We start from the raw sequence: 5,362 nt of genomic DNA on the forward strand, positions 1-5,362 counted from the left end.
AATATGGAGTATCAAAAATAAAAACAGCTTAAAAACAAAGATTTTAAGCTGTTTTTATACTTTTTTAAGGGGTTGTGCAACGGTTACCGTTGTTGGCAACTGGCTTTATTTTATTTCAATTTTGTCATTAGTTCTGATGTAAATCAATGCTTCTTCGGTTGTTGAAATTTCGTGCACACTATTTCCGGTTGATTCAAAATAACTTCCAGCATCTAAATTTGTTTTAGAATTGGTATCAGGCATTTGATAATCGACATTTCCTTCTATAATTACTCCATATAGAATAGTTCCTTTACTGTAAATATTTCCTTTAAAATTTTTAGGAAGTTTCACAAAAATCCCACGAATATCTTCTGCATTTTTCCATAAAAAACTCATTTTGGATTGGTTATTAGTTGAAATCCAATTTGTTTGGGTATTGTCAAGCCAAACAATGTTAGAAACGTCAATATTAATTGGACGTTCGCCATCATCAAAAGATTCGGTTGTTGGTTTTACCAAATAAGGACCATTGTCGATTTCGATATAAGCCATTGTGCCTTCTCCTTTGGCAGCTGTTATGTGAGATTCTCCAGCAGGTTGTGTCCAAAATGAACCTACTGGCATCCACATATTTTCTGCTTCTGGGTCGTCATTGTGTATTAATCCTTTCATCACAATGGCACGATAAGTTACATTATGAATGTGTGGTGGTGATGAAAATCCATCTACAAATTTTCCAATATATCCTGTTGGAACTTCGGATTTTCTATTTCCCCAAATTGTTCCAGCTAAAGGACTTTTATCTCCTCGTGCTGGGTTCATTTGTTCCCAAATAATATTAGTACTTAAACCAATTTTATTTGTTGGCTTTTCTATAATTTGAGAAATAGTATTTTCTGTCGCTTTTTCTTCTGATTTTGGATTGTTACACGAAGCAACTAATCCTACAATTAGAAATAAATAGAAGTTTGATTTTATCATTTTTATATATTTTTAGATTATTGTTATTATTTCACTTTCTGACAATCTTGATTTTGGTGGTTTTTCGGTAGAATTAAAATCAGATTTAGCTCTATAGCCTATTGATACAGCTACTACTGCTGTAAATCCTTTTTTTCTTAACTCAAATTTTTTGGTTGTGTATCTCCAGTTTAATGTTTCTTTTAAGTTCATATTTTTATTTAACTATCATTTTTATAGTTGCAAAAGTAAGTATAGTAATTTACCTTTGCAATAACGGTCAAAAATGATAGTATAATTTTTATGGAAACAGAAAAACCAAAAATGCTTAAATTTAACGGGAATGAATACCCTTGCTGTGCAAGCTTAACAATGGGAATCATTGGTGGAAAATGGAAAACAGTTATTCTTTTTCATTTGATGAATGAAAAGTTAAGGTATAACGAATTGAGAAAATCAATGCCTACTGTTACCGAAAGAACATTGAGCTTACAATTAAAAGCTTTAGAAGAAGATGGATTGATTAAAAGAAAGGTTTATACCTCTAAACCACCTTTGAAAGTTGAATATTCATTAACTGATTTTGGTAAAACTTTAATTCCGTTAATTCAATCTATTGCTGATTGGGGTGATTTAGTCGTTGAGAACTATTCTTAAATGATTGTCTTTTCTGCTTGTTGCCAACGTTTGGTTATATGAAAAGTAGCAGATTTGTATGTGCCTATTTTTAATTAAAATATAAAGATAGCAGAAAAGAACCAAATTTTTGGTTTAGCTCTTAACTGCTATTTTTTATATAACGTGTTGTGGTTTGTATTTAATTTGTGCTAGGATAATTTAAATGTGTTTTAGATTTAAAAAATAAAATGATATGATTTTTTTATTTCCCAAATGTTGTTCGTTTTTTCTAAATAAAATAATGACATATTAGGTGATCTATCTTCAAATCGATACTGACATCGAATAGCAGCTTTATCTTTTTTGTCATTATATACAATTTTTGAAAAATTAAACCTGTAATCAATGTTTTTATAATCTCTATATTTTCCAATATGGTCAGAAGGGTTTAAATATACTATGGAATCAAAATAAAAAGTGTTAGTTACTCTTTTTATTTTTATTTTATCTATATCAATATGTATGCTTCTACTATTGTCATAAACTTTTGTAAAACCTGAAAACTTATCTTCAAAAAACATATCTTCAATCAACTCAAAATTGGGTATATTTAATGCTAAGCTTGTGTCTATTGCTATGGTTCTGAATTCATTAATGTAGTCTATTAGTTTTTCATGGACTCTAATGGAATCTTTAACTGTAAATCTACCTTTAGTATTAATTGGCGATAAATTTCTAGGGGATAGACGTACCGCCACACTATCTATAACTTTACTAATTATTTCGCTAGTATTAGTGCTCTTATTGGTTACTGGCAGCGTTTTTTTATTGTTACAACCAATAAAAGTTATTAACGCTAATAAGCCAATTAAAGTTCTATATGTTTTATTCATTACAACCATTTTCTGCGTTTGAAGTATTTGCAATTTGTTTTATTTTAGCCCACATATCATTTAAATCGAAAAAAACATAGTCTATGTTTTCATTATAGTAACCATCTTTCCCGTAGGCGCTTAACCCTATCCAGCCAAATGGTAAATAGTGCTCCACACTAAACCTTTTGTTATCTATCTCTCTTATGGCTCTTGCTATTGGATAAACATATCTATCTGCCATGTGTTGATGTTGGGCCTCGTCTGTATTTGCAAGGCTTCCAGATTCTACTTTTGCTGCTATGTATGAATTATATAAATTAATTCTATCATTAGGGTCTACATTTCCGCCATTTTCATGGACATATCTATATATTTCTGCATGAATGCCCTCATGCAAAAAATTAGTGGCTATTTCAAGAATTGACAAACCTGAAGTATTATTTATTTTTATAGTTATATTGTTATTTGCTAAATCTTTAGCGCTTGTACACATTTCACCATCAGTACTGCAAGAATCATAAGTAAAATTTAAATCATATTTAGATCCAGGGACTCCAAATAAACCTATAGTTTTTTTGAAAAGGTTTCCATTTGTTTTTTCTAAAATTTCATAAGCACATTTATCTTTCCCAGTAAGTTCACTAGAGTCAATTTTATCATCATGCAAATCAGCAACACAATCTCCATTTGCATTGGGAAATAATCCTGGGCCACAATTACTAATTTCATCCTCAATTAAAACAATATTTTCGTCGTCTTCGTTGGAGTCATCATCATCATAAACCCCACCATTACCCTTTCTCTTAACATAAATACCTTCTCCGTTTGAACCATACTTGTTAATTTCGGGTAAGCCACTACTTCCCTCACAAACATTTATGGTTCTATAGCCTGTAAGTTGTGTATGGGTATAAACGAAAGAACCACCAGGACCACTATTGGAATACCAATCTGTATACATGGGTACTGTAATTGTTGGGCAAGATGCGGAGGATCTTCCATATAAAGATGAACTGTTAGTATTGCTTCCTTTTTTGTTATTAAACTTGGTTGACATAATAAGCATGCCTTCGCTCAATTGTTTTTTATACACTATTTTTTTTTATTGTTAATTAAATGAACGATTCCGGTAAAACTATTGAGGTAGCTAAATGAAATATCGGAATTAATTAAGACATTGTTTAAGGGATTGACGTTTTGATAAAATTTTGCTGCATAAAAACTAAATGATTCGTCATTATTTTCTATTGCCAAAATTTTATATTTAATATAATAGGATCCTTCTTTTTTAAATTTGTTTAATTCATTTGGATTAAACGCATTAGTATAGTTAATAGGGACTTCATAATATGATAATTCTAATTCTTCTGAGTATTGTTTTATTGCGCTGCTCCAATCTACGGTATAATCATATGGAATAAGTTCGTTATAATCGGTTTGGTTAAAATAAGTTAGTAATTGTGTAGAAATAGTATTCACTTCCAGTTGTTCATTTTCTTCTTTCTCACAGTTGGTAAACATAAAGGAGGTTAGTAATGTTAGAATTCCGATTTTAAAATAAGCATTAATTTTTTTCATAAACCGTTAAAGTTTTAAAGTTAGTAATAATGTTTGTTGTTTAGTTATATAAACCACAACGGTTACGTATAAGAATAGTGCGTAGTTTGTGTGCGTGGATTTTCCGCAGGAAAATCATAAGCAAGCAAACAGGCATTCACTCTTGATTAGGTACTAAATTACGCATTATTTTTATACAATGTTGGCAACTGCTTTTTGTATTTAGGTGTTTATTTCTTTCAACTCATTTTCAAGTTCGTTTTTTCTCATTAGGTAAGTTTTTAAGTCAACTGTACCAACTAATTTGTCGTTTTTAAGACTTATTAACTCTTGCTTTATTTCTAATTTTCTTAATTCCTTTTCGCTTAGTTTAATTTCTGGATAAAGTTTGTCAAGTTCATCTTCGATGTTAGTTTTTTTTGTTAAAACTTCGTCTAATGTAATACCTATAACAACTGAACTTTCATAATCCAAATCGCCCGAACCAACAGCAACAATTTTAATGTCTTTTAAATTTCTAAAGTCATATGCATAAAACTTTCCGCCACCATTAAATGCAATTGGCAAAAAATTAGGTGTCCATTTTGGAAAACCATAGGCGAAATAATAATATCGAATGTCTTGCAGAGAGAAATATCCAAATTCTCTATCTCCATTTATAATTCCGCCACCATTTGAATATTCCAAAAGTTGCTGATGTTCGGTCGTTAAGGTCAGTTCAATTGGAATGCTTAATTCTTTATTATCTACAAATTCAGGATAAAGTTTTTTGATGTCGGGAAACAATTGAATTTCTTCTTCTGTTAATTGTAGAGAAAAATAATGGCTAATCGGGATTTCTTTAAGTCCATCTTGTTTATCAAAAAAAGTATGTTTTTTATACCACATTGTGTCGTGTGAAGTTCGTTTGTTAAGTTGTTGCCAACGGTTTTGTGTATGGTTAGTTGCGTGTTTCAGCAACTAATTTAGTAAACAAAAACGAACGCGAGAAAATTCCGAAGGAATTTTCCAAATAAGCAACGACCAAAGCAATTAATTATACACGTTGTGCCTGTTGCACAACGTGTTGTTAAATATACAGAAATTTCGTATATTTAGTAATGCAAGGCACAAAAATATATCAAGAGAAATTATTCAGCAATTTTCAGTTGAGTAGTCGGGTTCCCCAAGACAATTTTTATAGACGATTATCTTGTGTTTTAGATTTGGAATTTCTACGGAATCAGACAAAAATCTATTACGGAAACTGTGGACAAAAAAGTTTAGATCCGGTTGTATTCTTCAAGTTCTGTTTAGTAGGTTATTTAGAGAATATCACCAGCGACCGAAAATTAATAGACCATTGCAGTTTGCGATTAGATATTCTTTAT

8 protein-coding genes are annotated in these 5,362 nt (G+C 30.5%); 2 read left to right on the forward strand and 6 right to left on the reverse strand.

Annotated elements, in window-relative coordinates; all coding sequences use genetic code 11:
• Positions 1-105: 105 nt before the first annotated feature.
• On the reverse strand, positions 106-963 hold the full coding sequence (locus tag BM246_RS19560) for a DUF4437 domain-containing protein (protein ID WP_074940665.1): 858 nt from the start codon (positions 961-963) through the stop codon (positions 106-108).
• 12 nt (positions 964-975) lie between these two features.
• A complete protein-coding gene (locus BM246_RS19565; RefSeq protein WP_074940668.1) occupies positions 976-1,155 on the reverse strand; it encodes a hypothetical protein in 180 nt (59 codons plus the stop codon).
• 90 nt (positions 1,156-1,245) lie between these two features.
• Here BM246_RS19565 and BM246_RS19570 point away from each other — a divergent pair, with 90 nt between their 5' ends.
• On the forward strand, positions 1,246-1,599 hold the full coding sequence (locus tag BM246_RS19570; RefSeq protein WP_231961881.1) for a winged helix-turn-helix transcriptional regulator: 354 nt from the start codon (positions 1,246-1,248) through the stop codon (positions 1,597-1,599).
• A gap of 197 nt (positions 1,600-1,796) precedes the next feature.
• Here the strand turns inward: BM246_RS19570 and BM246_RS19575 are convergent, their stop codons facing one another.
• The 4 genes from BM246_RS19575 to BM246_RS19590 all read right to left on the reverse strand — a co-directional run bounded on the left by BM246_RS19575 (position 1,797) and on the right by BM246_RS19590 (position 4,952).
• Positions 1,797-2,453, reverse strand: coding sequence for a hypothetical protein (locus BM246_RS19575; RefSeq protein WP_042506707.1), 657 nt, complete (start codon positions 2,451-2,453; stop codon positions 1,797-1,799).
• Entirely contained in the window at positions 2,446-3,501 is a 1,056-nt protein-coding gene (locus BM246_RS19580) for a hypothetical protein (protein ID WP_139221945.1), read from the reverse strand. The genes BM246_RS19575 and BM246_RS19580 overlap by 8 nt, the downstream gene beginning before the upstream one ends.
• Positions 3,502-3,527: 26 nt before the next feature.
• Positions 3,528-4,013, reverse strand: a complete 486-nt coding sequence (locus tag BM246_RS19585) for a hypothetical protein (protein ID WP_074940677.1) — start codon at positions 4,011-4,013, stop codon at positions 3,528-3,530.
• Positions 4,014-4,214: 201 nt separating this feature from the next.
• Positions 4,215-4,952: an SMI1/KNR4 family protein gene (locus BM246_RS19590; protein ID WP_231961882.1), complete on the reverse strand. Its 738-nt coding sequence runs from the start codon at positions 4,950-4,952 to the stop codon at positions 4,215-4,217.
• A 140-nt stretch (positions 4,953-5,092) separates the two neighbouring features.
• Between BM246_RS19590 and BM246_RS19595 the strand changes: the two genes are divergently transcribed.
• On the forward strand, positions 5,093-5,362 hold a 270-nt coding region (locus BM246_RS19595), incomplete at its 3' end, for a transposase (protein ID WP_175489749.1).

The sequence above is a fragment of the Algibacter lectus genome (assembly GCF_900112395.1).
In the GTDB taxonomy this organism is placed as follows: Bacteria; Bacteroidota; Bacteroidia; order Flavobacteriales; family Flavobacteriaceae; genus Algibacter; species Algibacter lectus.

Coding starts and splice junctions, on each gene's coding strand:
- BM246_RS19560 (WP_074940665.1), bottom strand. CDS start 963: ATGATAAAATCAAACTTCTATTTATTTCTAATTGTAGGATTAGTTGCT.
- BM246_RS19565 (WP_074940668.1), bottom strand. CDS start 1,155: ATGAACTTAAAAGAAACATTAAACTGGAGATACACAACCAAAAAATTT.
- BM246_RS19570 (WP_231961881.1), top strand. CDS start 1,246: ATGGAAACAGAAAAACCAAAAATGCTTAAATTTAACGGGAATGAATAC.
- BM246_RS19575 (WP_042506707.1), bottom strand. CDS start 2,453: ATGAATAAAACATATAGAACTTTAATTGGCTTATTAGCGTTAATAACT.
- BM246_RS19580 (WP_139221945.1), bottom strand. CDS start 3,501: ATGCTTATTATGTCAACCAAGTTTAATAACAAAAAAGGAAGCAATACT.
- BM246_RS19585 (WP_074940677.1), bottom strand. CDS start 4,013: ATGAAAAAAATTAATGCTTATTTTAAAATCGGAATTCTAACATTACTA.